Consider the following 25,228-nt stretch of genomic DNA (forward strand, 5'->3'; position numbering starts at 1 on the left):
CGCCATCGCTCGCCGGTCGTTGGCCGATTGGCATTTCGGAACCGGCGACATTATCTTTGACCCGAAGCGTTGCTGCACCGCCGGTTGTTCGGAACGGCTGCAAGGCCGTAGGCAAACCGGGACGGACGAGCCGTGAACATTTCCCTCTATGACATCTCCGTCTGGATCTTTCCGATCCTGATTGCCATCACGTTCCACGAGGCCGCGCACGCCTTCGTCGCACATCGTCTTGGCGACAACACGGCCTTCCAGCTCGGCCGGGTCAGCTTCAATCCCGTCAAGCATATCGACCCGTTCGGCACCGTGATCCTGCCGGCGATGCTCGTGTTTACGCATTCGCCGTTCCTGTTCGGCTATGCCAAGCCGGTGCCGGTGAACTACCGCAATCTCGGTAATCCCAGGCTCGACATGGTTTGGGTCGCGCTCGCCGGCCCCGTCACCAACATCCTGCTGGCGCTGATCGCCGGTCTTGCCATCCATGCGCTGCCCTGGGCTCCGGCCGCCTCGGCGCGCTGGATCCTCGATAACATCTGGAACGCAATTCGTTTCAACGCCATCCTGGCTGTCTTCAACATGATGCCGCTTCCGCCGCTCGATGGCGGGCGCGTCGCGGTCGGCCTGTTGCCCCGTCCCCTCGCCATGCCGCTGGCCCGGCTCGAGCCGTTCGGGATGCTGATCCTGATCGGCCTGTTGATCCTGCTACCCCTTGCGGGTTCCCAGTTCGGTCTAAATCTTGATGTTATTTCAGCAATACTGCGAACGTTGACCGGTTATGTGATTCAGGCTGTTCTCTTCCTGACCGGCAATGCGTAGTTGAACAGCGACACCCGAACACAAGCCGAAGGGCCAGAGGCCGACTTGGTCAAAGCTGCCGATATGCTCATCGCGCGACGCGCCGACACCCGCGCTCGCGCCGATTTTGCCACCTGGAAGATGATGGCCAAGCTCAACGGGGCCTCCGCCTTGCCCCCGGAGGCGCAGGAATTTCTGGTGAGCTACCAGAACCTGTTGGCGCAGATGAGCGAGGGTGAGGCCACCGAGGCGACCATCGGTGCAATCTACAAGGCCTATTATGCCGAGATGGGGGGCGCGGGAACTCCGCCCGATGTCCGCCCTCGCCCGGCAGAGCCGGCGGCGGACAATGTTACCGCTTTCCGTCGCCCGGCACCGGCGCCGAAGAAGGCCGCCTCGTTCGGGGCAGCCGCATTCGGCGGAGGCCAGAAACGCCCGCTCCCGGTGGCGCTGATCTTCGCGTGCCTGGTCGTGGTCTATGTCGGAATCCGGCTCTACTGGCGCTGAGCCGTCTTCTTCTTTTTCGCATCCGGCGGCGTGAAGATGATGTCGACGGTCCGCTCGAACCGGTCCTCGGTCAGGCCGGCGGGCGGCTGCGGGATGGGATCGGACTTGCGCACGATCGAGACAGCGGCCGCATCGTAGGCGGTGTCCCCCGACGATTCCACGACGTCCACCGACAGCACGTTGCCCTTCCGGTTGATCGCGAAGCTCACCTTGACCTTCTGGTTATTGGGCTGCTTGCCTTCCGGATTGACCTTGTGGGCGGCAAGATGCGCGCTGATCTTGCGATTCCAGTCGGCCGTAATTCTCAGGATGTCCTTGCCGAGCCCGATCACGGGAGCCAGGGCCTTCTCGGCCTCGCGCGCGTCTTCATCGAGTGTCTGCCGCGCGGTCGCGACCGACTTCGGTGATGCCTCGGCCGCGGGCGTTTCGATCGCCGCGATCTTCGGATCCTCGTCCTGCGGCTTCTTGGACGTGTTTTCAGTGACGACCCGATCGGGATCCTCGACCTGCTGCGACTGATCCTTCGGCAGCTCGGTTTCCTTGGTCTCGGCCTTTTGCTCGGGGAGCGCCTGCTGCTCCTGCATCGCTTCGCTGTCGGGCCCCGGCGGCAGATCGGTGTCGGGTGCCTTGGGCGATGCCATCTCGACGGCGAACTCGGCGCCGGCCGCACCGAGGCCGTCGCCGTCGTCGTCGGCCCGCAAATGAGCCAGAGCGAGCGCAGCCCCACCCAGATGGAGCACCAGCGCCGCTACCGCCGCCACGATCCAGAGCTTCCGGGATGGTCTGAGTTCGTCCGTCATCGCGTGTCTTCTCTAGGGCTGAGCGGCGCCTGCCGCAGGCGCGCCCGGAGCGCCTTCCAGCGCCACCAGCTTCACCCGCGTATAGCCGCCTGAGCGCAGGAGCTCCATGACGCCCATCAACTCCCCGTACGGAACCGAACGATCGGCACGCAGGAACACGTACTTGTCCTTGCTCATGTCCGACAGCCCGTCGAGCGTCCCGATCAACTCGGCCCGGTGCACCGGGTTCTCCCCGAGGGCAAGCGTCAGGTCGGGCTTGATGCTGAGATAGGTCGGCTTGTCCGGCTTCTTCTGCGGCGTCGCGCTCGACGTCGGCAGGTCGATCGGCAGATCGACCGTGGACAGCGGGGCTGCGACCATGAAGATGATCAGCAGGACCAGGATGACGTCGATGAACGGCGTGACGTTGATGTCATGCGTTTCGGAGAAGTCGTCGTCGTCATCATTGTCTGCGAGCGAGACGGCCATGGTTCACTCCGCTGCGCGCGAATGCACGCTGCCGTGGCTGCGGTCGAGATCGCGCGACAGCAACCGCCCCGCGGCGCCCGAGGCGCGGCTGACCAGCTCGAGATAGCCCTTCGTCACGCGCGAGAAGTGGTTGTAGATGATGACGGCGGGAATGGCGGCGACGAGGCCGATCGCGGTGGCGAGCAGCGCCTCTGCGATTCCAGGCGCGACGACGGCAAGGTTCGTGGTCTGCGACTTCGAGATGCCGATGAAGCTGTTCATGATGCCCCAGACCGTGCCGAACAGGCCGACGAAGGGCGACGTCGAGCCGATGGTCGCGAGCACGCCCATGCCGATCCGGATGCGCCGCGCCTCGGCGCGCACGATCTCCGAAAAGCTGGAGGCCGCGCGCTCCTTGATGCCGGCATCGCTGGACAGGCCGGCCGACATCCGCGCCTCGCGGAGGGCCGCCGCCAGGAAGGACGGCAGGATGCCCTCCTTCGCACCAAGCGCCATCTGCGCTTCGGCGAGGGAGCGCGTCTCAGCCACCTTCTTCAGGGCCGAACGAAGCTTGGCGGAGGCGACCGACAGCTCGATCGACTTGGCGATGAAGACGGTCCAGGTCATCAGCGATGCGAAGGCGAGCCCGATCATCACCGCCTTCACGATGACGTCCGCCGACATGAACATCACCCAGGGCGACAGCTCCTTCATGGCCGGCGCGACGCCGGTGGCTGCCTCGGTCTTTGCGGCCGCAGGGGCCGCGGACGGCGACGACGCTGCAGGCGCGGTCGCGGTCGGGATCGCCGGCGAGGTCGCCGAGGGGACGGCTGCTGGCGCCGGGCTGGCCGCAGGCGGCGGAGCTGCCTGCTGCGTCGACGCCGCGGGCGCATTTTGTGTCTGGGCAGAAACGGGAGATGCGAGCCAGGCGGCTGCCAGCATCGCGGCGGCGGCAAGGCTTGCTCTTGAGGTCATGGTCTTCATACTTCGGCCCAGTAGCGAATGAGGTTGTGATAGATACCCGTCAATTTGACCGTTTCGGGATCGTCACGCCCGAGCCGGTCCACCAGCGCCTGTATCGCGGTGTCGAGGTCGAAGATCATGCTCCGGGCTTGATCGTCCCGTATCATGCTCTGAAGCCAGAAGAAAGACGCAACCCGCGTTCCCCTCGTCACGGGCGTGACGAGATGGAGGCTGGTCGAGGGGTAGAGCACGCAGTCACCGGCCGACAATTTGACTTCGTGCGAGCCGTAAGTGTCCTCGATCACAAGTTCGCCACCATCGTACTCTTCCGGCTCGGCGAGGAACAGCGTCACCGACAGGTCTGTGCGGATGCGAAGGCCGGTCAGCCGGTCGCCGCGGATCGCATTGTCGACATGCAGGCCGAAATGATGGCCGCTGCTCGCCGCATAGCGGTTGAACAGCGGCGGGAAGATCTGTAGCGGGACCGCCGCCGCGATGAAGCGCGGGTTCGACGTCAGCGCCGAGATGATCCGGTTGCCGAGCTTTCGCGCAACTTCGCTGTCGGGCGGCAGTTGCTCGTTGCGCTTGACGATGGCCGACTGCGCCCCCGCGGTCGAGCGGCCATCCTCCCATTCGCTGGCATCCATGATGCGGCGGAAATCCGCCACATCGTCTTTGCTCAGGATGCCAGGCAGACACGTCAACATGATCAGAACTTCGCGGTCGTGACGATGTAGAAGGCCCGGCCCGGAGCGACCGCCACAAACGGCACTGCACTGCGATAGAGCGTGTCGTAGTACAGCTTGTTGGTGAGGTTCTGGGCGTAGAACTTCATGGTCCAGTTCTTGTCGATCTTCTTTTCGACGAACGCGTCGAAGCGCCAGTAGCTCGGCAACAGATTGCCGGTATTGGCCGCGAACGTGCCGCCATAGACCTTCGAGCGATACACCGCCTGCCCGCCGATCTCCCAGCCGTCGTCGAACTTGTACTTGGTTAGCATGCTGAACGACTGATGGGCGACGTTGGCCAGCTGCAGGCCGATGTTGGAGGCGATGTTGCTCTGCGTGACCTTCGACTGCATCAGCACGAGGCCACCGAAGATGCTCCAGCGATCGGTGATCTTGCCCTCGGCCTCGATGTCGATGCCCTGGATGCGGTAGGCCGCGTTCGAGGTGAGCTTGCCGGCGGCGTCGTTCTCGCGGGCGTTGTCCTTCGTGGTCTGGAACAGCGCAGCGCTGACCAGCAGGTGCCGGTCCGCCAGCTCCCATTTGGTGCCGACCTCGGCGGCCTTGTTGCGCTCGGGCCCGAGCAGGACCGCGGTGTTGGGCGGAACGCCGCCGTAGTCGGTGCCGGTCGCGTCGAGCTCCGATCCGAACGGATTGGCGGAGGTCGCATAGGCCACATACACGCTGCCGATCGACATCGGCTTGTAGACCGCGCCGACATTGTAGTTGACGAGATCCGCGTTCATCTTCAGCGCGGGCGGCGCATTGACCGACGCGCTCATGTTGTAGCCGTCATAGCGGACGCCGCCATTCAGGATCACGGTGTCCTGCCAGTTCGCGGTGTCCATGACATAGACGCTGGTGGTGTTGACGCCATAGCGCGTCGGATTTCCAACCAGCGAAGGCGTGTTGAAGCCGCCGAGATTGGTATACTGCGGGTAGTAGAGATTGACCCCCGGCTGAGCTCCGTTGCTGGTCGAGCCAGGACCGAACAACTCCGACGAGAGGCCGGAGTAACGGTCGATCGAGATGTTCTCATTGGTATATTCGGCGCCGACCACCGCGGTGTGCTTGACCCCGCCGGTATCGAGCTTGAACGTGGCCTCGTTCTGGTTGGCCCACACGTCCACGGTCTGGTAGCGGCTCTGCGTGCTCGCGGTCGTGGTCCAGAGCATCGGATTGGAGCTGGTCGTAATCGGATTCTGCGGCAGCGTGCCGATGTAGTTGAGCAGCGAATGCTCGCCGCGCACCTTGCTGGTCAGCGTGATGGCGTCGTTGACCTTGTACTCGATCGTGCCGGTGCCGAAATCCTGCCGCGCCGTCTGGAAGTCGCGATTGAGGAAGCCGTACCAGTTTCCGCGCGGAATGCCGGCCGAGGTCACGGGCACGTTGCCCTGCTTGTAATAAGGCACGCCGAAATCGGGAAGGCCGCTGAGATCGGTGTGAACGTAGTTGGTCGTGATCTTGATGTCGCTGGTCGGGGTATATTTGGTCGAGATGAAGCTGCCCCAGCGATTGTCGGTCACGTAGTTGCGTCCGGCGACGTTGGCGTCCTGGAACAGACCGCCGGTGCGAACCGAGAAGGTGGGATCGATGACCTGGTTGACGTCGAGCGTGACGCGCTTGGTCATGTCGGTCCCGAACTCGGAATCCACGCGCTTGAAGTTGACGTCGCCAGCCTGCTTGGTGACGATGTTGATGGCGCCTCCGGCGGTGCCGCGGCCGGCATAGGAGGACGCGGGACCGCGCAGGATCTCGATCTGCTCGGTGAAGAAGTTCTCGCGGATGGAAACGGCGGGATCGCGGATGCCGTCGATGAACACGTCGTTGCGCGCGTCGAAGCCGCGGATGAAGAAGCGGTCGCCGAACGCGTTACCGCCCTCGCCCGAGCCGAGCGTCACGCCCGCGGTCGAGCGCCCGATCTCCTTCAGCGTCGTGGCGTTCTTGTCCTGAAGCACCTCCTTGCTGAGCACCGTGATGGTCTTGGGCGTATTCAGCATCTTCTCGGGAAACTTGCCCGAGGCCTGGACGTGGTCGACCTTGTAGGGCGCGGCCGGATCGGCATAGGGATTGCCGTCGACAGAGCCTGACGGCGTGGTCGGGGCCGCCTGCTGCGCCGCCTGGTCGCGCTGCGCGGCACGACGAATCGCGTTGCGGGCGCGGACCTGCTCCGGCGAGGGCTTGGATGCCGTCGGACGCGGCCGCTCGACAGGCGCGTCGACCGTCACCGGCGGCAGGTTCGACTGCTGCGCTTGCGCGCCGCTCGACACCGACGCCACCGCCATCAAGCCCGCGACTGCAGAAGCTCTCTTTCCGGAAACGCCCGCAAACTTTTCATCCAACAGATCGAATGCTGCGACCGAACGCAACGACTTCGGTGCGACCACCTGCCCCATTACCAACGCCCCATCTTCTGTTCGCTCATTCATTCCGGCGAACGATGGGTTGTTGGTATCGGCGGCAAAATAATGGGTCAATGCGAGCGGCTCGCAAGAACCCTTGAATCGATCCAGATCAAAACGATTCTAAACTTCAGTTTGAAACCGTTCTAAACTGCGATTGGACTCGTTCTAAACAACGCGCGAAAACCCGCGCAGTCGCAGCCCTCTTCGCAGCTTCAATCGCTGCTCGGCGGCTTCATCAGCGAAAACAATTCATCGACGGTTTTCTGAGCGACGGCGCGCACGCGATCCGTGCCGTCCATGCCGGCGATGTTGACGCCGTTCACGACGGCTTTGATCTCGTCCCGGAAATCGGTGAGGAAGCGCAAGGGATCGCGCTGCTCGTTGGCCACGCGCGCGATCAATCCCGTGATCAAGATCTGACACGCGATCAGCTTGCCGTTCAATTCGTCCATGCCTGCGCTCCATGTGTGGCGGCGCCGATATGAACGATGCCAAATTTCCTGACAACCGAAAGCGCCGCCGCGCGGTTTAGAACCATTCTTCTCGCCGGCACCGAACGTTGCTTGGCCACTACCCACGATGGGTATGAGCGCATCGTCTGTGTGGATCGCAAAGGACTTGCCCGTGGAGGACACCGCTGCGAAAATGCAGCTCTGCACACCGCCGCGCCACGACACTGCCCAGACGGTGCAAAGCTTTCCAATTGTTTAGGATTCTCAGCCGATAGTGCTGTTTACACTGGAACTTGGCGTGTATTATACAAGCGCGCTGGAACCCTGCGATTGCCCTGTAATTCGTAAGCGAGGGCACAAGAGCCGACACGAGACAACATGAAAAAGTCCCGGCCGATCCTCTGGCTTCTGATCATCGCAGCCGCGGCCTCCGCGGGTTACTACGGATGGCACAAATACGGCTCTCCGGACGCGACAAAAACGCAGTCAGCGCAAAAGGGTCCGTCGCGCGCGCCCGCCGTTCCCGTCAGCGTGTCGCCGGTCCAGAAGGTCGATTTCCCGGTCTACCTGACGGGTCTCGGCACGGTTCAGGGTTTCAACACCGTACAAGTCCGGAGCCGCGTGGACGGCCAGATCGACAAGATCGCCTTCGCGGAAGGGCAGATCGCCAGGGAAGGCGAGCTCCTGGCCTCGATCGATCCCCGCCCCTATCAAGCCACGCTCGACCAGGCCAAGGCCAAGAAGGCGCAGGACGAGGCGAACCTGGCCAATGCCAATCTCGAGCTCCAGCGCGCCATGAAGCTCGGCGAATTCGCCACCGCACAGCGGGTCGACACCCAGCGCTCCACCGTCGCCCAGCTCACCGCCCAGATCGCCGCCGACGAAGCCGCGATCTCCAACGCCCAGACCCAGCTCGATTACACCCAGATCAAGGCGCCGATCACCGGCGTCGCCGGCCTGCGCCTGGTCGACGTCGGCAACATCGTCAACGCCTCGACCCAGACCGGCATCGTCACGATCACGCAGGTCGAGCCGATCTCGGTGATCTTCACCGCGCCGGAAGACCAGCTTCCCTACATCAGCGAGGGGCAGAAGGCGGGCGCACTCAAGGTGATCGCCTTCACCACCGACGGCAAGAAGACGCTGGCCGAGGGCAAGCTCGCCGTCATCAACAACCAGGTCGACACCACTAGCGGGACCATCCGGCTCAAGGCGGTGTTCGACAACAAGGACCACACGCTGTGGCCGGGACAGTCGGTGTCGACGCGCCTTCTGGTGCGGACGCTCAAGGACGCGACCGTGGTGCCCGACGACGCGGTCCAGCATTCGACCAACGGCCTTTATGCCTACACGGTCAATCAGGACAACAAGGCCGAAGTGCACAAGGTCAAAGTCAGCTACGCCATCGATGGGCATTCGGTCATCGATGAAGGCTTGAGCCCCGGCCAGCAGGTGATCACCGGCGGCCAGTTCAAGGTACAGCCCGGAAGCCTCGTCTCGACGACGGTGGCAAGCTCCAACCCGGCCCAGAACAAGGTACGACAGGAATGACCGAGGGCGGGATTTCGGCACCTTTCATCCGTTATCCCATCGGCACTTCGCTGCTGATGGCCGGGATCCTCTTTGTCGGTCTCGTCGCCTACCCCCTGCTCCCGGTCGCACCGCTGCCGCAGGTCGACTTCCCGACCATCCAGATCACCGCCAATTTGCCGGGCGGCAGCCCCGAGACGATGGCCTCGTCCGTCGCCCAGCCGCTGGAGCGCCAGTTCGCCCAGATCCCCGGCATCGCCCAGATGACCTCGACGAGTTATCTCGGCACCGCCTCGATCACGATCCAGTTCGACCTCAACCGCAGCATCGACGGCGCCGCCAACGACGTGCAGGGCGCCATCAACGCCGCCAGCGGCCAGCTGCCGAAAAACCTGCCCTCGCCGCCGACCTACCGCAAGGTCAACCCGGCCGACGCCCCGATCCTGCTGCTGTCGGCGACCTCGGAGACGCTGCCTCTGACCAGCGTTAGCGACGCGGTCGACGCCCAGCTCGCCCAGCAAATCAGCCAGCTCTCGGGCGTCGCCCAGGTCTTCATCGGCGGCCAGCAGAAACCCTCCATCCGCATCCAGGTCGATCCGGCGAAGCTCGTCGCCAAGGGCCTGTCGATGGAGGACGTGCGCAGCCAGATCGCGATCACCACGGTCGACAGCCCCAAGGGCAATATCGACGGCGAGAAGCGCGCCTACACCATCTACGCCAACGACCAGCTCACCCAGTCCAAGGACTGGAACGACGTCGTGATCGCCTATCGCAACGGCGGACCGTTGCGCATCCGCGACATCGGCCGGGCCGTCAGCGCCGCCGAAGACGCCAAGCAGGCGGCCTGGGCCAACGGCAAGCGCGGCGTGTTCCTCGTGATCTTCAAGCAGCCGGGCGCCAACGTCATCGAGACCGTCGACCGGATCAAGGCGACGCTTCCGCGCCTCGTCGCGGCGATCCCGCCCGCGATCAAGATCGAGCTGATCAGCGACCGGACGACGACCATCCGCGCGGCGGTCGAGGACGTCCAGTTCACGCTGCTCCTGACCATCGCCCTCGTGGTCATGGTCATCTTCATCTTCCTGCGCAGCTTCTGGGCCACCGTCATTCCCACCATCACGGTTCCATTGGCGCTGCTGGGCGCGTGCGCGCTGATGTGGGTCGCCGGCTATTCGCTCGACAATCTGTCGCTGATGGCGCTCACCATCGCGGTCGGTTTCGTCGTGGACGACGCGATCGTGATGCTCGAGAACATCACGCGTTACATCGAGGAAGGCGAAGCGCCGATGGCGGCGGCCTTCCGCGGTTCCAAGGAAATCGGCTTCACCATCGTGTCGATCAGCATCTCGCTGGTCGCCGTGCTGATCCCGCTGCTGCTGATGGGCGGCATCATTGGCCGCCTGTTCCGCGAATTCGCCGTCGTGCTGGCGATGACCATTTTCGTCTCGATGTTCGTGTCGCTGACCCTGACGCCGATGATGGCCTCGCGCTTCCTGCGCGCCCACGGAGAGGTGCACCACGGCCGCTTCTATCAATGGAGCGAGCGCGCCTTCGACGCGATGCTGCGCGGCTACGAATACGTTCTGGATCACGCCCTCGCCTGGCGGCGCACCACGCTCGCGATCTTCTTCGCCACGCTTGGGCTGTCGATCTACCTGTTCGTCCTGATCCCGAAGGGCTTCTTCCCGCAGCAGGACGTCGGCCTGATCACCGCGACCTCGGAAGCCTCGCAGGACATCTCGTTCAAGGAGATGGTCCGGCGCCAGGAACAGCTCGGCAAGATCATCCTGGCCGATCCGGACGTCGCCAGCGTTGCCATGTCGATCGGCGGCAGCGGCCGCGCCGGCAACAACGGCAACATCTTCATCACGCTCAAGCCTCGCGACAAGCGCGAGGCCTCGGCCCAGCAGATCATCGCGCGGCTGCGTCCGCAGTTCGACAAGGTCGAAGGCGCCCGCGTTTACATGCAGGCAGCCCAGGACGTCCGGCTCGGCGGCCGACCGACCCGCACGCAATTCGAGTTCACGCTGCAGGACGCCAATCTGGACGAGCTCAACGAATGGGCGCCGAAGATCCTGGCCAAGATGCAGACGCTGGCGCAACTGCGCGACGTCGCCACCGACCAGCAGACGCAGGGCACCACCGTCCAGCTCAAGATCAACCGCGACACCGCCTCGCGCTACGGCATCCAGCCGCAGTTGATCGACGACACGCTGTATGACTCCTTCGGACAGCGTCAGGTCACGCAGTATTTCACCCAGCTCAACACCTACAGGGTGATCCTGGAAATCCTGCCGGAGATGCAGGGCAATCTCGACACCCTGAACAAGCTTTATCTCAAATCGCCGCTGACCGGCGACCAGGTGCCGCTGTCCACGTTCGCGACCTGGACTTCCGATCCGGTCCGTCCGCTCTCGATCAGCCACCAGGGCCAGTTCCCGGCGATCACGATCAGCTTCAACCTCGCGCAAGGAGTCGCGCTCGGCCAGGCCACTGAGGCCGTGCAGAAGGCGATGGCCGATCTGGGCGCGCCGCCGACGCTGAACTCGAGTTTCCAGGGCACCGCGCAGGCCTTCCAGCAGTCGCTCGGCACCGTGCCGCTGCTGATCCTCGCCGCGCTGGTCGTGGTCTATCTGATCCTTGGCATCCTCTACGAGAGCTACATCCACCCGATCACGATTCTGTCGACCCTGCCCTCGGCCGGCGTCGGCGCGCTCATGATCCTGATGGCGGCCGGATTCGACTTCAGCCTGATTGCGCTGATCGGCATCATCCTGCTGATCGGCATCGTCAAGAAGAACGGCATCATGATGGTCGACTTCGCCATCGCCGCCGAACGCGACGAGCACAAGACGCCGGAGGAATCGATCCGCCAGGCCGCGCTGCTGCGCTTCCGCCCGATCATGATGACGACGATGGCAGCGCTGCTCGGCGGCGTACCCTTGATGCTCGGCCACGGCACCGGCGCCGAAATCCGCCAGCCGCTCGGCTACGCCATGGTCGGCGGCCTGATCGTCAGCCAGGCGCTGACGCTGTTCACCACGCCGGTGGTCTATCTCTATCTCGACAAGCTCAACAACTGGTTCTCCACCTGGGGCCGGTCGGATGACGGCGAGGGCCACGAGGCGACCGAGCACGGCGGCGTCAAGCAGGCCGCCGAGTAAGCTTGCGCCGCGCCTCGCGCGACGCTACAGCGAGACCCCCGGTTCACGCCAACGCGGTTTCGCCATGCTCATGCAATCCAGACTTGTCGCCCTCGCCGCTGCCGTCCTGCTGTCGACGGCTGCCGCGCATGCCCAGCAGGGCGCCAAGAAGAACGCAGCGCCTGCCCCGGCGGCACAGCCCGCGCCAGCGCCCACGCAGCAGCAGGCCGAAGGCGCTCCCGGACAGCCCGGCTGGATCGTCCGCTGCACCAGCGCCAGCCGCGATGCGGCGCTCGAATGCGCGATGGAGCAGAACGCGGTGCTGACAAAGACCGGCCAGACCGTCGTCCTGATCAACATCCGCATCGCGCCCGACACCCGCACCCCGATTGCGCTCCTGCAATTGCCGCTCGGCCTCAACCTTCCCGTCGGCGCCAAGCTCCAGGTCGACGAAGGCAAGACGGTCGATCTCCAGATCCAGACCTGCGAGAACCGCGGCTGCTACGCCTCGACGCCACTAGCGGCGGACCTGCTCGCCGCCTTGCGGTCGGGCAAGCAGCTCAAGGTCTCCTTCCAGAACATGGCCAAAGAGACGATTGCGATCCCGATGCCGCTGGGCGATTTCGCCGCGGCCTACGACAAGATCAAGTAACGGATCTGTCATCGCCCGCCTTGTGCGCAATTGCGCACTGGGGCGGGCGATCCAGTATTCCACCAGCGCCGGTGATTGAATCGATGGGCCGCGGCGTACTGGGTGCCCGCCTTCGCGGGGCACGACACCGGGTTACTCCTACTGCCGCGCCATCTGCGCGTTGCCGACGGCCTCGCCGTCGAGCTTCTGGTCGCCATGCATGGTGACGGTCACGCGCAGCAGCTTTCCCCTGAACTCGAACGGCGCCTCGTAATGCGACACGGGGCTGCCGCGGTCACGGCCGATGTCGAGGCCCGACCACGAGATCAGCGTGTGGAAGCCGAGCTGGGTCTGCAGCGATCCCGCCTTCTCGCCGTCGATCAGCAGCGTGTACTCGCTGACGCCGGTGCGCGCGCCCTTGGCCGGCGGCTCCTTGCGCACGAGACGCTCAACATGCACGCCAAGGCGCTGTGCGCCTAGCACCTTGCGGTCCGAGCGTACGATCTGATGGCTGCCGCCGATGTTGAGATCATGCACGAGATGGCCGTCCTTGACAAAGAGGCTGTAGCCCGACGTCGCATCGCCGTGCGAGATCAGCACGCCGCTTGCGCCCGCCTCCCCGATCTCGACATGCGCCTCGATCGTGTAGCTGCGGCTTCGCACGTCGGGCGCGACGTCGGTCGGGACGTGTCCCATCCCTGCGTGGAACACGAAGTGATGTCGCGCACCGTGGAAGCGCGCGGCATTCTCCGCAAAGCGCGGGCCGAAGCGGTCGTCGAGCGGCAGCACCTTGTGCTTCTCGGCCTCGTCCCACCACATCGCGATCATGCGGCCGAGGCGCTCCGGCTCGGTCGCCGCGAGATCGTTGGTCTCGGAGAAATCCGCATCCAGATGAAACAGCTCCCATTTGTCGTTCTCGAACGGCGTGCCCGACGGATGGAAGGCGACCGCCTTCCAACCTGCGTGCCAGAGACCGCGATGGCCGAACATCTCGAAATATTGCGGCGAGGGCTTTGACGGCGCCGACGCATCGACGATCGAGCACGCGAAACTCTCGCCTTCGAGCGGCATCTGCGGACAGCCGGCAATCGTGCCGGGGGACTCGATACCGATCAGCTCGAGCAGGGTCGGCGTGAGATCGCAGGCGTGCACGAATTGGTGCCGCAGTTCGCCTCTCGCCGCGATCTTCCTCGGCCAGTTGACGACGAAGGGATCGCGGATGCCCCCGCCATGGGTGTTTTGCTTGTAGCGGCGCAGCGGCGTGTTCGATGCCATCGCCCAGCCATGCGGAAAATTGCTGTGGGTGTCGGGCCCGCCGATATCGTCGATGCGGGCGAGCTTTTCCGCGATCGGCTCCGGCTTGAAATTGAACGGGCCCATCGCATTGACGAAGCCGAGCGGCCCGCCTTCCTGGCTCGCGCCATTGTCGGACATCACGATGATCACCGTGTTGTCGCGGATGCCGGCGGTGTCGAGGAAGGCGACGAGGCGCGCAAGATGGCGGTCGGAATGGTCGAGCATGCCGGCGAAGGCCGCCTGCAGGCGCGTGAAGACGCGGCGCTCGTCGGCCGAATGCTCGTCCCAGGCCTTCACGCCGTCGTTGCGCGCGGGCATCCGCGTGTCCTCAGGTAACAGGCCCATCGCCTTCTGGCGCGCGAGGCGCTGCTCCCGCTCGACGTCCCAGCCGTGGGCGAACGCGGCGTCATAGCTCTTGATGATCTCGGCCGGCGCCTGGTGCGGCGCGTGGCAGGCGCCCAGCGCGACCCAGGTCAGCCAGGGCACATCAGGCCGATCGGCGTGGTGATCACCGATGAAGCGGATCGACTGGTCGATCAAATCCTCGGTCAAATGATAGCCGTCGGCGTAGGTGCCCGGCGGATCGATATGCGTGTTGTCGGAGACGAGTTCCGGCGCGTACTGGTCGGTCTCGGCGTCGAGAAAGCCGTAGAAGCGATCGAAGCCGCGGCCGAGCGGCCAGCCGTCGAACGGACCGGTGGCCCCGCTCTCGGTCAGCGGCGTGACGTGCCATTTGCCGATCATGTAGTTGCGGTAGCCGTGCACACGCAGCATCTCGGCCAGCGTCCCCGCCTCGCGTGCGATCTTGCCGCGATAGCCCGGATAGCCGGAATCGAAATTGGCGAGGCACCCGACCCCGACGGAATGATGGTTGCGCCCGGTGAGCAGCGCGGCGCGCGTCGTCGAGCACATCGCCGTGGTGTGGAAACCGGAATAGCGCAGGCCTTCCGCAGCGAGCCCGTCGATGGTCGGCGTCTTGATGGCCGAGCCGTAGCAGCCGAAATCGGAGAAGCCGACATCGTCGAACAGCACCACCAGAATGTTGGGCGCGCCCTCCGGCGGCTTCACGGCCTCCGGCCACCAGGGCTTGGACTCCGCAACCGTCTTGCCGACGCTGCCACGGAATGGCGTGCCGCTGCCTGCGCTCATCTGATCCTCCCTGCCGGGCCCGGGTGTTCGTTATCCCGGCGCGCGGTTGACCCGCGGCGCCCCCGGTCCTAAATTATAATCAGAATTATGATTACGATTTTTGGCGGATGCAAGCACGGATGCGCCCACGGACAGACCAGCCGGAGCTTCGCGATTTCGACCTGCCGGGCGTCGCCCCGTCCCGGCAGAAGCGCAGCCGGGAAACGACCCTGGCGCTGCTGCGCGCCGGCGCCGCGATGCTGGGGACGCGCAGCCTAGCGGAGCTCTCGATCGAGGCGCTCTGCTCCGAGGTCGGGGCCACCGTCGGCGCCTTCTACAGCCGCTTCGAGAGCAAGGAGAGCTATTTCAACGCGCTGATGGCGCTGGCGGCACGGGACGGCGAGCAGCGGCTCGACGGGATCAGGCGTCCGTCACCGGAGGCAAGCCTCGACCAGCTCTGCCCCATCATCGTCGGCGGCATCATCGCCTGGATGCGCGGCCACGAGGGCGTGCTGCGCGCCGCGCTTCAGCACGACGACACCCGCCCGGACAAATGGACGCCGTTCAAGGCGCTCGCGCAGGCAACCACCGCGCGCGCCACCCCTCTCCTGCTGCCGGCGATGGGCAAGGGCCGCAAGGCGGCAAAGACCCGCGCCATCGCCTTCGGCTTCCAGATCGTGCTGGGCACGCTGGTGAACGCGATCCTCAACGATCCCGGACCGCTGTCGCTGTCGTCGAAGGAGATGGAGACGCGGCTCGCCGGCTGCCTGCTGCTGTTGCTGCAGGCCGAGGTCGGTCGCGCGTCTCCGAAATAGGTCTTCCGTCTCTGTCGTCAGCCGATCACGTCGCTCGCCCGCAGCAGCGACGTGAAGCCGCCATAGATCATGCGCTTGCCGTCGAACGGCATGCCCTCCATCTTCAGCCGCGGATCGGCCATCACCTTCTTGTTGACGGCATCGCGGGTCGCCCGGTCGGGGTAGACGATCCAGGAGAACACCACGACCTCATCCTCCCCAGCCATCACGGCGCGCGGAAACGAGGTCAGCTCGCCATAGGGCACGTCGTCGGCGATGCATTCGACGTAATCGATCGCGCCGTGCTCCATCCAGAGCGCACATGCGGTCGTCGCAAGCGTCTTGTAGGCCTCGACCTTGTCCTTCGGCACGGCCAGAACGAAACCATCGACATAGGGCATTTCGGATCTCCTCGGGGCTGTATGACCCAAGGACGATGACGAGAGCGGCGATCCGACCGGACAATGCAGGCTTCAGATGAGGCAAACCGTCGCGAGCGACGGCGCCAGCGAACGCTGATGGCCGCCGAGCAGGCAGGCCGAAGGAAACGGACCGGACAGCGCCTCAAACTGGCTGGGGAACCTGGACCCTGGGGACCCCCAGCAAAAATTCAAAGATTTCAACAAAGGCATGATTCAAAACAGCTTTTCAGGCTGAGTGGTTACGAGTAGTGGTTACGAGTCACGGTTACGAGGACTCGAATGTCGATTGCCACGAACATCCAAAAGCGTCCTGGTCGCACGTCCTACTACGTCCGCGTTGGCGTGCCGCTGAAGCTCCAGCCGGTGCTCAAGCGCAAAGAGATTTGGCAATCCCTCAAGACGACAGACCCACGGCAAGCGCGTGATCGAGCGGCGCCGGTAATCGCTTCATTCCGCGCCCGCTTCGCTGACCTGGAGCAGCGCCGGGAGCCCTCCCCGGCTGATCTCCAGGCCGCCGTGTGGTCACATTACGAGACCGAGCTAGACCGTGACGGCCGGGCGCGCGCGTTAATGCCGACCGACGCGACGATTCAGGAAGCAAAAGGCAAGCTCGCGGGCGATATCGAGGCCGGCCGCGTGCCCTGGTCAAGCGACCCGTTGGTGCAGCTCAACGCAACAATTGAACTGATCGTCATGAGGGACGCCGCGAAGCTCGACCGCGAGCGGCGCGCAATCCAACTTGTCGAGCTACGGAAGCACCTCGCCACCGGTGAGACGGCCCTGATCGAGTGGAAAGCCGATGAGGTGATCCAGAGCGAACGGCTCCTGATCGCCAAGGGATCGCCGGCCTATCGCGACCTTTGCCAGCGCTTGCAGCGCGCTCAGATCGAGGTTTTGGAGCGTGCCGCCGAACGAGATGCCGGTAACTGGTCGGGTCTCCCCTCTGATCCGATCGTCGTGCCCGCCGATCTCACGCAGGGCAAACGGATTGCCGCGCCCGGCGAGACGCTGATGGAGCTTTACGACAAGTTCAAGACTGAGCGCATTGGCGACGCGCGGCCGGACACCTGGGATCAGAACCGCAAGATTGTGAAGCTGTTTGCCGAATTCGTCGGCGAGGCCTCGCACGTCTCGGTGATCACGCGCAAAGCAGTCCGCAACTGGAAGCAAGAGCTGGCGCGGTGGCCGGTGAAGGCAGCGGACAGCAAGGCATTCGAGGGCATGTCGTTCCGCAAGGTGATTGAGGCTAATGAGACGGTCAAAAAGCCGACGATCAGCCAGAAGTCGATTAACAAGTATTTGGCAGCACTCGGCAGCTTCGCGCGCTGGCTGTTGCAAAACGAATATATCGACGATGACGTGATGAGCGGAATGTATCTGTCGATCGACAAGCGGAGGAAGAACCGCTTCCCGTTCACCGCCGACCAGCTTAAGACCATTTTCAATTCGCCGCTGTTCGGATCATGCCTTGGCGACGATGCTGAGCACAGGCCCGGCAATTTGGCGATCAGGGATTGGCGCTACTGGATTCCGTTGATCGCGATCTATTCAGGCGCACGACTGGGCGAGCTGTGCCAATTGCTGACAGCCGACGTGCGGCAGCTTCATGGGGTGTGGATCCTCCATATCACCGAGGTCGGGGAAGAGGATGAGGACGGGTCGGCCAAGTCGACGAAGACAGGCGGGTCAATGCGCGTGGTGCCGGTGCATTCCAAGCTGATCGAGCTGGGCTTCATCGACTATCATGCCAGCGTGGTCGCGCGTGGCGGACAGCGGCTATTCCCGGAAACAGAGCGCGACAAGCGCGGCTATTTCGGCGAAGCGTCGAAGTTCTTCAACGGCTACTTCAAGGCCGTCGGCGTCAAGGTGGACAGGCGCGTCAACTTCCACAGTTTCCGCCACAACGTCACGGATGCCTTTCGCGCGGCGGGCTACCTGGATGAGCAGCATGGCGTGCTACTGGGACACACTAAAGCCAGCACAACTGGCCGGTATGGCGTGCTGCCTGAGGGTCCGCTGCGCGACCGCGTGGCGATGATTGACGCGATCAGGCACCCGCTGTAATCGGCAATGCCGGTAGAACGCTCAACACGGCCGACCTTAGCTGCGCATGGCTCCCATCGTTTAGGAACCGAGCCGCTTGTTGCACTAGCGCTTTGGACGAAACTAATCCAAGCTGCTTAGCAGCGATGTCTATCAATCCCTTTTGATCAAACATCGCCAGTAATTTCTCGACATTCTTTGTATCGATGGCCGATTGAAAATCGCATTCAAAATTCGAGATCAAATCCGGCACGTTGATTGAGGCGATCTCCGCCGTAAACGTGGCAACCAGCTGCTCGGGATTCTTTCGGTCCAGCGTCACTTTCTTGAGCCTCCGATCGACTTGGCGCGCCGCATACCGGGCAGTCGTGGGGCCCTTCTCCTGGATGGCTTTCGCGAATATTTTCTCCTTAAGTTGGCCCAGCTTGTCCGTAGCGGTAGCATCGTCAAAAGAGAGCGCCTTCGCAAATGCGGTGAATACGGTTGGCATCAGAAACACATTTTCTATCTCCGCAACCGCTAGCGGCCAGATCCCTGCCTGCTGAAGGTGGGCGATTTGCTCTCCGGTGCGCTGGTCGGCGTCCACGCATCCACAAACCGCGCCCCATCGATGCATCGCCGGGTTTGCGCGAAAACTCGCAACGGCGTGTATAACACTGTCACATGATCCGATTGGCTCAACCTTCACGTCTCGATAGGCTGAACGATAGATCAAATTATCGAGGCTGCCCCGATCACCCTCCACAAACAGGACGGGCTTACGATTGCCAGCAAGCTCCAACACGACTTGTTCCGGGAGCCCGGTATCCTCGGGAATCTCCTGTATGTCCCAAAATGAGTTGTAGTGGATCGACTTTAAGTAGAATTTTTTAGCAGTGACCCGATTTGCTGCAAACTCCAGGTCATGCGTTAAATAGACAAAGGCGCAATCCGTGCGGTGTCGCTCCAAGGCGTCCCACAGCACGTCCGTTATCGACGGATGTATGTGCAGTTCAGGTTCGTCAACGATGATGATTCCGTTGCTGGGAGCCAACAAGCACTGAGCAATCAGGTAGAAAATTACGCGTTCGCCGTCGCTCAAGTGCGTGGGCGAATATTCATCATCGCCACCTGTTCCAGGCGGATTAGCAGGTGGCTTCACGGAAATGGAAGCATCGTTGAAGATTAGAGTTCGATGAGGCAGCACAGAGGACCAGATTTCGATGAGTTCATCGATCTTCGTCTTAGGCGGAGCTGTTATCTCGCCTGATTTGCGCTTACGATGGTCATCCGCGAGAGCCCGGTTCTGCTGCGAAAACAAAGCTCGAAGCAGCAAATCGAAGTCGGAGATGAATGCCGTCGCCGGATTGCCCTGCCAACGGTGCCCTTGCTTATTGTTTCCGCCTTGGTGGCCGTAGTGCAACTGCTTCAGAGAGCTTTCGTAGTCGCCCAATTGGACGTTGGGCACCATTGAGATGTGCCGCTGAGCGCTAATGCGGTGTGAGTTCGCTTCGTGAGATGCTTCGATTTGAGCACCCAACCGAGTTTTCCCGGCGCCGTTCGCCCCAACAATGACGGTAGACGTGCCCGGCGATAAATCGATTGCAACGGTGGACGGTTGACCCCGGTCAAGGTGAGCATGGCCGCTGCTAGCGCCGGTGGCTACATTGTAGGTGATAGTTGCCATTGACGAATCCCCCGCGCAATCTAAGCGCGAGGGACGATTTTGGGCAAGACGATTCAAAAGAAGGCTAGCCCACTACTCTCCGAGATACCCGTTTTCCGGCAGCCGGATATAGCTCTTAAATTCCTTCTCGTTGTCGATTGCCGCCGCTGTCATGACGTGCGCGATGGCGCCGACACATGAGTTCCGATCGGAATATCCGGTCTTGTATGCGTCGAGAACGGTTTCGAGGAATTGGTCAAGCGCGGCGTGGTCGGTTTTGGTTGGCTGGAATGCCATTCACTTCTCCTTGTCATCGATTGGTTAATCGCTCCCTGACGACAAACCAACCGGCGAGTGATGGGCGCCGGCTGGTTGCACTGACAGAGGAGAAGTGAGCGACCGCGAAGCCGCTCACTTGATTGCGCTATAGCGTTCGTGATCAGGATCACGCGCTCTTTAGTGCGACATTTTGTTCGCATGCTGTAGCGCGTCAATGATCAGGTCGCCGCGAATCTCCATCGGCCAGATGTCGCCGGTCATGCCGAGCACAAGCTTGATCTCGTTCTCGCGCCATTCACGGGCGGCGCGGCTGCCCTCGCTGAAGGGATTACGGGCGTCGATGTCAAGGAGTGCGGTGACGAGGTCGTTGTAGGTCGAAGTCGGAATGAACGTTCCAGATGCAGCGGACAAAATCAGCCCCATGGTTGGTGATGCAGTGGAACTGAGATGCGCGAGTTGTGTGAAACTGGCCAGGGCCGGAAGTTCGACAAATGCGAAATTTAAGCCGATACTGACTTGCAGAAGCGAATCAGTTCAATGAGTTGGCGGCGCAATATTTATTTTCAAACGGCTCGCACTTACTAACATTTGGCGAAAACCGGTGGACGCGACCGGAGCGTGCTACTCTCCCGTGCTAGAAGGCTGACGACATACGTTGAACAGAGGCGCTCCATGCTTGATGGCTGGCCGATCATTGCGCGTTTCGTTCTTGGCGGGTTTTTGGCCGCTATCGGGGCGGTCGTCGTTCCGATGGCGGGTTACATTTTGAAGGACGCATGGGATGCTTGGAAGGCGAAGTCGCAGCCGACAACGTCAGCCAGTCAACCTCTTGGGGCGCCCGCAGCTCTTCTCTTCAAGTGTGATCTCGCGAAACTGCCTTCGACGGTTCCAGCCTCCGGGCAGGTATTCACGATGGATATCATCAGCAAGCAGGAAGTCGGCGCTGAAGCATGGGGATTAGGCACGCGCCACGGTCAGCCGGGCGAGAGGTGGGAGTGGTTCAAAGAGCGCGAGATTTCTATGGTTACGCGCTGCGATATTACCAACTATGCCGATTTCCCGATCTTCAACGTCGTTATGGTGTTCAAGCAAGAATTCCGCGCAGCCGTAATCCCGAAAGATAATCCCGCATCCACCGTTTCGGGCGACGTCGTGGACGCTTCTGACCGGACAGTCGTGATCGACAACATCGACGGGAAGTCCACCTTCAGCTTTTACGCCTACAGCCAGAGCCGCCATTTCGTGACCGTTCGAATACCGACGGAGGTGACCTACCTGCGTGCCGGAGGTGATACTCGAGAGAGCGCCAAGATTCTCCCCGGGTTACTGGCCGGCATGGCTTTCAGCCCCCGTCCAGACAATCCAGGACCTGAGAAGCCAGCCGGCGTTACGGTTCACTAGTCGCTCCCCCAATGATTTGCTTGACCTGCCCATAGGTCCACTGCGCATCCTGTTGCAGCGGCCGGGTCATGGTGAATGCCTGACCGATCTTGTTCGACACCCTGCGCAGGTTACGCGTGGCGTAGGTAGCCCAGCCGTCGTCGCGCAGCGGCTTAATCTTGATCTGATATTGCCGGCTTCCGTTCGGAGATGCTCCCCAAGCCCGGCGCATCGCCTCTTTCAGAACGTCGTTTTCGGTGACGGCACTAAAGGCGCCGTGAATGTGCAGCCGGCCATCCCAATCGCGGTCAACGCAGAACCAGTAAGGCAGCCGCACATCCGCCCGGGACAGCTGCTTGTCGAAAGCCCTCTTTAGAGAGTCCAGGAAGCCGCGTGGGTGAGTCAGGGCCTTCTCCCGCGCCTTCTGAGTCAGATTGAACGTAAACGCATAGGCGGGCTTGTCTGCGATCTGGAGGGCCGCTGTCGCGGCCACGGCTTTGACTAGGTCACCGGTAAGAGCCCAGACGGGTATGCTGTCGTTGGTTGGTGTTACGGAGCTGTTGATAGGGAGATTAGAGGGTGTGGGGTGTGCAACTGAAGTCTCTTCAGACAGCAAATGAGCCGGAACGCGGAAAGCAGCTATTTTTGCGAGGGTTTGCTTGTCTTTGAGGACGGACTGCCGAACCCGTTGCGGGACTTTTTTCGACCGCTTTAAGGGCTGGTTGTCCTGCAAAACCGCGGTGGTTTGACTATAGTGATCTTGCTCGGGCGTTCTTTGCAACGGCACGTTCGGGTCCTCCAGAAAGCCACCGTCCCGCCGGGCGGTGGCTTTCGCATGTTCGGGTTCAATTGGGGTCTATAGCGTCGGCGATCAGGATTGCTGCCTATTTATCGTCGGTAGAGCGTCCCGCCCGGCCTACTCTGGGTCCGGATTTCCTGTCCTATCGCCGCGCGCACTTGATGCTGAACCAGTTGAGCGATGCTCTCTGCGGTCCGCTGGTTCTCCCCAGGCGATGAGCCGGGGTTACCCGACATGTTGACGGTGACCGCCGGCGCGATGACGTGGCCCGGGTTGACCAGGGGCGTGGCCGGCGAGCCGCTACCGACCAACCCACCATCGGCAAACCGGGGAACGCGGTCGCTGTTGATCGCCTCCAGCACGGCGCGATGCTTCGCCGTCGCCGACGCACGCACCACGAATTCGCCGTCGCTGAGCCTCGCCGGGATGCTGTCGGACGTGCCACTTCCAGGACCGCTGATGTAGCCGCCGTCCGCCTTTGCGACGGCTGGGGCGCCCACCAATCCGCCGTCCGCAAAGCCAAGGCCCCCGGACAAGCTCTGCATCAGCGGCTGCACAATCAACATCTTGATCATGGCCTCTTCGAGCGCGCGCACGATGGCCCGGGACATGTCGCTGAAGCCAGCCGAAACGCTCTTGGTCCCGTCCAGGATATCGGCAAGTCCGGTCGTGAGGCTGCTGCTCATGGTGCTGCCGACGGACCGCATGGCCTCATTGGTCCGCAGGGCGCTCGCTTCAACCGACTTCAGGGCTTCCGAAACGTTCGGATAGAGGCCCCTCAACTGTTCCGCGATCTGCACGTCTTGGGGATCCAGCAATGCCGTCTGCCCGCCGCGCCGGATCGACTGCGCAACCGTGGCCTTTTCGATGGCCTCAGTGGCCTTGGCGTAGGCGCTGGCGACTTCCTCGATACGTTGGCGTTGCTCAGCCGTAACGATGCGTTCGCCCTTCCCAGCGGCGGCATTGGCCTGCATGGCGACGGTCTCAAGCTGTGCGGCGACCTTGGCGCGTTCCCGTGCGGCGGTAGTTAGGTCCAGCCCAGCCGCCTCTGCCTGCAATGCAGCAACGCGCTTCTCAACGCTGTCGGCGGCTGAGCCAAGCTTGTCCGCGCTGCTGCCGGTGCTGATCTTGGTGGGCGCCGGGCCAGTGCCGCGCGATTGCCCGGGGACAGCCGGGCCAGACTGAGCTTGGCCGGCCGTGAGTGCCGCGATCTCTTTCTGCAAGCGGTCGCGGTGGGCCTCAAGATTGGCGGTGGTGCCGTCGTAGACCTGCCCCATGCCGGGGATGGACAACGGCGGAAGGTTCACACTGCCGAGCAGCCCGCCGCCCGTGCCGTTCAAGCGCGCGTTGACCTGGGCCAATGCGTCCCGCTTGGCGTCCAGGTCGGTCGAGCTGGCCGGCATGCCGGGGATGCGGGGAAGCTTGTTCGATAGCTCGACCGCCTTGGCGATGTAGCCGATCACGTCGGCCCAGGCGCTTTTGATGTCCATCATGACGCTGGCGAGATCGTCCCAAGACGGCTTCAGCGCGGTCGAAAGACGCTGATGCGCGATCTTGAGCTGCTCGTCGACTTCCTTGGCCCGCTCGACCAAGACGTTGCTGAAAATGCCGTCGGCGTTCGCGCTGGCCTCCCTGATCGTCTGCAACATGCCTTCGGCGCTGGTCTTGCCTTGTCGCATGCGATCGATGATCTGGGCGCCGAACATTTTCTCGCCCAGGTCCAGACTGGCAGCACGCTGCCCGATCTGGTCGAGCTGCACCATGGCAGCTAGGACCGCTTTGACCTTGTCCTCTTGCGTCTGAGCGTCCCGGAACAGAACCAAGCCCTGGAGCTGCTGGCCGGCCATCTTAGCAAGCGTCTCATTGTAGACGCGCATGGCCTTCTCAACATCGGTGATCTTCTCCTCGCCGACGCTCCATTCGCCGATGTCGACCGGCGAGCGGTCCTTTGTTGCCTGAAACGCGTGGTCCAGAGCAGATTCGAGCTCGCCCGCCTCAACCTTAAGCTTGCGCGCTTCCGCCGTGAAGGCCTGCAAAAATGCCGGCGAGACGCCAAGGTTTTGGGCCTTGTCGGCGACGTCGACCATCTGTTGCATCTGCTCGCGCGCGCCGCTGATCGCGGCCGTCATGAGCTTGTATGCGCCAACCGCCAGCGCGACCTTGCCGGCGAGATCGACGGCGCCGCGCGCCATGGTCGCAAAGATCGCGTCCTTGGCAAGATCCTTGTTCATGTCGAGGAACTGCTTCGCGATCTGGCGCGTGGCGTTGCCGGTAAGCGAAGTCGTTTGCCGCAGCTGTTCCTTTAGTTGATCGAGGTTGAGCGAGACCGGAATACGCATCATGCGGCTCCAACAAAGAGCGATGCCAGAACAGTGCTGGCAATGACAACGTTGGGCGCTAGCGGCTTCTGGCGCACATGCTGGTCCAGTAGCGCCTCAACGTGGCGCTCGGGCACGCCACCGCCGATCAGTCCCAATTCGATCAGTCGCTCTACATCCTCGGGGGTGTAGTTGCCCGCCTCAAACCGTGCCAACGCGACGGCCGGCGCCGGGCCACGGAAGCTCATGACACGGCGCACCCAAGGGTGCCCCAGGTCAAATGTATGGGTGCCGCCCGCCCAGGTGATCTCGCGGGATGTCTCAGTCGTCATCAAGAACCTCATTTACGGCGTCTTCGATCGCCTTTTGCATTTCGTCGCGCATGGCGTTGTAGGTGGAGTAAAAGAAAGGCCGCGCTGGCTGCCGGCTGGTCCCGAATTCAAAGGCGAGCGAATAATCATATTCGACGCCGCTACCTTCGCGGACTTCCTTGGTCGTCATGTCGCCGCCGGCCTCAACGAAGTATTCCAGATCATTTGCGCCGGCAGCGACGGTGCAGGACGCCTCCAGAGCACCCGTCTCCGGCGACTGCTCAAGGGAGCGCAATGCCTCGCGTTGGGCGTCGGAAAGGCGGAATGCCTGCTCCCGGAGCACGTCCGATAGATGCTCGGTAATCTTGTCCGGCAGGGATTGAAGGTATGCGTCCAGATCGTCGTTATCGGCCATGCG

Annotated in this window: 23 protein-coding genes; 8 read left to right on the top strand and 15 right to left on the bottom strand. The window is 62.8% G+C overall.

Features of this window, described 5'->3' with window-relative positions; translation table 11 throughout:
* Positions 1 to 132: 132 nt before the first annotated feature.
* Both QRQ56_RS09780 and QRQ56_RS09785 read left to right on the top strand, forming a co-directional pair.
* Positions 133 to 813 carry a site-2 protease family protein gene (locus QRQ56_RS09780; RefSeq protein WP_438739366.1) on the top strand — a complete coding sequence of 227 codons (681 nt, stop codon included), beginning with the start codon at positions 133 to 135 and terminating at the stop codon, positions 811 to 813.
* Between the two features lie 63 nt (positions 814 to 876).
* Positions 877 to 1,299 carry a hypothetical protein gene (locus QRQ56_RS09785; protein ID WP_438740136.1) on the top strand — a complete coding sequence of 141 codons (423 nt, stop codon included), beginning with the start codon at positions 877 to 879 and terminating at the stop codon, positions 1,297 to 1,299.
* Here the strand turns inward: QRQ56_RS09785 and QRQ56_RS09790 are convergent.
* The 6 genes from QRQ56_RS09790 to QRQ56_RS09815 form a co-directional block, all read right to left on the bottom strand.
* Positions 1,287 to 2,099 carry an energy transducer TonB family protein gene (locus QRQ56_RS09790; protein WP_438739368.1) on the bottom strand — a complete coding sequence of 271 codons (813 nt, stop codon included), beginning with the start codon at positions 2,097 to 2,099 and terminating at the stop codon, positions 1,287 to 1,289. The two genes, QRQ56_RS09785 and QRQ56_RS09790, sit on opposite strands and share 13 nt — an antisense overlap.
* A gap of 12 nt (positions 2,100 to 2,111) precedes the next feature.
* Positions 2,112 to 2,567 (bottom strand): TonB system transport protein ExbD, encoded by a 456-nt coding sequence (gene exbD, locus QRQ56_RS09795; protein ID WP_438739370.1) that lies wholly within the window; start codon positions 2,565 to 2,567, stop codon positions 2,112 to 2,114.
* Between the two features lie 3 nt (positions 2,568 to 2,570).
* On the bottom strand, positions 2,571 to 3,530 hold the full coding sequence (gene exbB / locus QRQ56_RS09800) for a tonB-system energizer ExbB (RefSeq protein WP_438739371.1): 960 nt from the start codon (positions 3,528 to 3,530) through the stop codon (positions 2,571 to 2,573).
* Positions 3,527 to 4,216, bottom strand: coding sequence for a Fe2+-dependent dioxygenase (locus QRQ56_RS09805; protein ID WP_438739373.1), 690 nt, complete (start codon positions 4,214 to 4,216; stop codon positions 3,527 to 3,529). The genes exbB and QRQ56_RS09805 overlap by 4 nt, the downstream gene beginning before the upstream one ends.
* 2 nt (positions 4,217 to 4,218) lie before the next feature.
* Positions 4,219 to 6,630, bottom strand: coding sequence for a TonB-dependent receptor (locus QRQ56_RS09810; RefSeq protein ID WP_438739374.1), 2,412 nt, complete (start codon positions 6,628 to 6,630; stop codon positions 4,219 to 4,221).
* A gap of 221 nt (positions 6,631 to 6,851) precedes the next feature.
* Positions 6,852 to 7,091 (bottom strand): hypothetical protein, encoded by a 240-nt coding sequence (locus QRQ56_RS09815; protein ID WP_438740137.1) that lies wholly within the window; start codon positions 7,089 to 7,091, stop codon positions 6,852 to 6,854.
* Positions 7,092 to 7,469: 378 nt separating this feature from the next.
* Between QRQ56_RS09815 and QRQ56_RS09820 the strand changes: the two genes are divergently transcribed.
* From QRQ56_RS09820 to QRQ56_RS09830, 3 genes are all read left to right on the top strand, one after another.
* Positions 7,470 to 8,642 (top strand): efflux RND transporter periplasmic adaptor subunit, encoded by a 1,173-nt coding sequence (locus tag QRQ56_RS09820; protein ID WP_438739375.1) that lies wholly within the window; start codon positions 7,470 to 7,472, stop codon positions 8,640 to 8,642.
* Complete coding sequence (locus QRQ56_RS09825; RefSeq protein ID WP_438739377.1) at positions 8,639 to 11,785, top strand: efflux RND transporter permease subunit; 3,147 nt, start codon at positions 8,639 to 8,641, stop codon at positions 11,783 to 11,785. The genes QRQ56_RS09820 and QRQ56_RS09825 overlap by 4 nt, the downstream gene beginning before the upstream one ends.
* Before the next feature lie 64 nt (positions 11,786 to 11,849).
* Positions 11,850 to 12,416, top strand: a complete 567-nt coding sequence (locus tag QRQ56_RS09830; protein WP_438739379.1) for an invasion associated locus B family protein — start codon at positions 11,850 to 11,852, stop codon at positions 12,414 to 12,416.
* A gap of 138 nt (positions 12,417 to 12,554) precedes the next feature.
* Here the strand turns inward: QRQ56_RS09830 and QRQ56_RS09835 are convergent, their stop codons facing one another.
* Positions 12,555 to 14,840 (bottom strand): arylsulfatase, encoded by a 2,286-nt coding sequence (locus QRQ56_RS09835; protein WP_438739381.1) that lies wholly within the window; start codon positions 14,838 to 14,840, stop codon positions 12,555 to 12,557.
* Between the two features lie 119 nt (positions 14,841 to 14,959).
* Between QRQ56_RS09835 and QRQ56_RS09840 the strand changes: the two genes are divergently transcribed.
* Complete coding sequence (locus QRQ56_RS09840) at positions 14,960 to 15,634, top strand: TetR/AcrR family transcriptional regulator (protein ID WP_438739383.1); 675 nt, start codon at positions 14,960 to 14,962, stop codon at positions 15,632 to 15,634.
* Between the two features lie 17 nt (positions 15,635 to 15,651).
* Here the strand turns inward: QRQ56_RS09840 and QRQ56_RS09845 are convergent, their stop codons facing one another.
* The gene (locus tag QRQ56_RS09845; RefSeq protein WP_438739385.1) at positions 15,652 to 16,014 is read right to left on the bottom strand and encodes a DUF1428 domain-containing protein; all 363 of its coding nucleotides are present in this window, start codon (positions 16,012 to 16,014) and stop codon (positions 15,652 to 15,654) included.
* Between the two features lie 300 nt (positions 16,015 to 16,314).
* Between QRQ56_RS09845 and QRQ56_RS09850 the strand changes: the two genes are divergently transcribed.
* A complete protein-coding gene (locus QRQ56_RS09850; protein WP_438739387.1) occupies positions 16,315 to 18,099 on the top strand; it encodes a DUF6538 domain-containing protein in 1,785 nt (594 codons plus the stop codon).
* On the opposite strand, the gene QRQ56_RS09855 is transcribed toward QRQ56_RS09850, so the two are convergent.
* From QRQ56_RS09855 to QRQ56_RS09865, 3 genes are all read right to left on the bottom strand, one after another.
* On the bottom strand, positions 18,083 to 19,744 hold the full coding sequence (locus QRQ56_RS09855; RefSeq protein ID WP_438739388.1) for an AAA family ATPase: 1,662 nt from the start codon (positions 19,742 to 19,744) through the stop codon (positions 18,083 to 18,085). The genes QRQ56_RS09850 and QRQ56_RS09855 overlap by 17 nt on opposite strands.
* 72 nt (positions 19,745 to 19,816) lie before the next feature.
* Positions 19,817 to 20,020, bottom strand: coding sequence for a hypothetical protein (locus tag QRQ56_RS09860; protein WP_438739389.1), 204 nt, complete (start codon positions 20,018 to 20,020; stop codon positions 19,817 to 19,819).
* A 159-nt stretch (positions 20,021 to 20,179) separates the two neighbouring features.
* A complete protein-coding gene (locus tag QRQ56_RS09865) occupies positions 20,180 to 20,425 on the bottom strand; it encodes a hypothetical protein (protein ID WP_438739391.1) in 246 nt (81 codons plus the stop codon).
* Between the two features lie 249 nt (positions 20,426 to 20,674).
* Between QRQ56_RS09865 and QRQ56_RS09870 the strand changes: the two genes are divergently transcribed.
* Positions 20,675 to 21,403, top strand: a complete 729-nt coding sequence (locus QRQ56_RS09870) for a hypothetical protein (RefSeq protein ID WP_438739392.1) — start codon at positions 20,675 to 20,677, stop codon at positions 21,401 to 21,403.
* Here QRQ56_RS09870 and QRQ56_RS09875 read toward each other — a convergent pair.
* From QRQ56_RS09875 to QRQ56_RS09890, 4 genes are all read right to left on the bottom strand, one after another.
* Positions 21,390 to 22,169 carry a hypothetical protein gene (locus QRQ56_RS09875; protein WP_438739393.1) on the bottom strand — a complete coding sequence of 260 codons (780 nt, stop codon included), beginning with the start codon at positions 22,167 to 22,169 and terminating at the stop codon, positions 21,390 to 21,392. The two genes, QRQ56_RS09870 and QRQ56_RS09875, sit on opposite strands and share 14 nt — an antisense overlap.
* A 101-nt stretch (positions 22,170 to 22,270) precedes the next feature.
* Positions 22,271 to 24,523: a hypothetical protein gene (locus QRQ56_RS09880; RefSeq protein ID WP_438739395.1), complete on the bottom strand. Its 2,253-nt coding sequence runs from the start codon at positions 24,521 to 24,523 to the stop codon at positions 22,271 to 22,273.
* Positions 24,520 to 24,831 (bottom strand): gene transfer agent family protein, encoded by a 312-nt coding sequence (locus tag QRQ56_RS09885; protein WP_438739396.1) that lies wholly within the window; start codon positions 24,829 to 24,831, stop codon positions 24,520 to 24,522. The genes QRQ56_RS09880 and QRQ56_RS09885 overlap by 4 nt, the downstream gene beginning before the upstream one ends.
* The gene (locus QRQ56_RS09890) at positions 24,821 to 25,225 is read right to left on the bottom strand and encodes a hypothetical protein (protein WP_438739398.1); all 405 of its coding nucleotides are present in this window, start codon (positions 25,223 to 25,225) and stop codon (positions 24,821 to 24,823) included. The genes QRQ56_RS09885 and QRQ56_RS09890 overlap by 11 nt, the downstream gene beginning before the upstream one ends.
* Between the last annotated feature and the right edge of the window lie 3 nt (positions 25,226 to 25,228).

The sequence above is a fragment of the Bradyrhizobium sp. U531 genome (assembly GCF_051710265.1).
Taxonomy (GTDB): domain Bacteria; phylum Pseudomonadota; class Alphaproteobacteria; order Rhizobiales; family Xanthobacteraceae; genus Bradyrhizobium.

Coding starts and splice junctions, on each gene's coding strand:
- QRQ56_RS09805 (WP_438739373.1), bottom strand. CDS start 4,216: ATGTTGACGTGTCTGCCTGGCATCCTGAGCAAAGACGATGTGGCGGAT.
- QRQ56_RS09810 (WP_438739374.1), bottom strand. CDS start 6,630: ATGGGGCAGGTGGTCGCACCGAAGTCGTTGCGTTCGGTCGCAGCATTC.
- QRQ56_RS09840 (WP_438739383.1), top strand. CDS start 14,960: ATGCGCCCACGGACAGACCAGCCGGAGCTTCGCGATTTCGACCTGCCG.
- QRQ56_RS09845 (WP_438739385.1), bottom strand. CDS start 16,014: ATGCCCTATGTCGATGGTTTCGTTCTGGCCGTGCCGAAGGACAAGGTC.
- QRQ56_RS09785 (WP_438740136.1), top strand. CDS start 877: ATGCTCATCGCGCGACGCGCCGACACCCGCGCTCGCGCCGATTTTGCC.
- QRQ56_RS09865 (WP_438739391.1), bottom strand. CDS start 20,425: ATGGGGCTGATTTTGTCCGCTGCATCTGGAACGTTCATTCCGACTTCG.
- exbB (WP_438739371.1), bottom strand. CDS start 3,530: ATGAAGACCATGACCTCAAGAGCAAGCCTTGCCGCCGCCGCGATGCTG.
- QRQ56_RS09885 (WP_438739396.1), bottom strand. CDS start 24,831: ATGACGACTGAGACATCCCGCGAGATCACCTGGGCGGGCGGCACCCAT.
- QRQ56_RS09870 (WP_438739392.1), top strand. CDS start 20,675: ATGCTTGATGGCTGGCCGATCATTGCGCGTTTCGTTCTTGGCGGGTTT.
- QRQ56_RS09815 (WP_438740137.1), bottom strand. CDS start 7,091: ATGGACGAATTGAACGGCAAGCTGATCGCGTGTCAGATCTTGATCACG.
- exbD (WP_438739370.1), bottom strand. CDS start 2,567: ATGGCCGTCTCGCTCGCAGACAATGATGACGACGACGACTTCTCCGAA.
- QRQ56_RS09850 (WP_438739387.1), top strand. CDS start 16,315: ATGTCGATTGCCACGAACATCCAAAAGCGTCCTGGTCGCACGTCCTAC.
- QRQ56_RS09790 (WP_438739368.1), bottom strand. CDS start 2,099: ATGACGGACGAACTCAGACCATCCCGGAAGCTCTGGATCGTGGCGGCG.
- QRQ56_RS09825 (WP_438739377.1), top strand. CDS start 8,639: ATGACCGAGGGCGGGATTTCGGCACCTTTCATCCGTTATCCCATCGGC.
- QRQ56_RS09835 (WP_438739381.1), bottom strand. CDS start 14,840: ATGAGCGCAGGCAGCGGCACGCCATTCCGTGGCAGCGTCGGCAAGACG.
- QRQ56_RS09855 (WP_438739388.1), bottom strand. CDS start 19,744: ATGGCAACTATCACCTACAATGTAGCCACCGGCGCTAGCAGCGGCCAT.
- QRQ56_RS09860 (WP_438739389.1), bottom strand. CDS start 20,020: ATGGCATTCCAGCCAACCAAAACCGACCACGCCGCGCTTGACCAATTC.
- QRQ56_RS09830 (WP_438739379.1), top strand. CDS start 11,850: ATGCTCATGCAATCCAGACTTGTCGCCCTCGCCGCTGCCGTCCTGCTG.
- QRQ56_RS09880 (WP_438739395.1), bottom strand. CDS start 24,523: ATGATGCGTATTCCGGTCTCGCTCAACCTCGATCAACTAAAGGAACAG.
- QRQ56_RS09890 (WP_438739398.1), bottom strand. CDS start 25,225: ATGGCCGATAACGACGATCTGGACGCATACCTTCAATCCCTGCCGGAC.
- QRQ56_RS09820 (WP_438739375.1), top strand. CDS start 7,470: ATGAAAAAGTCCCGGCCGATCCTCTGGCTTCTGATCATCGCAGCCGCG.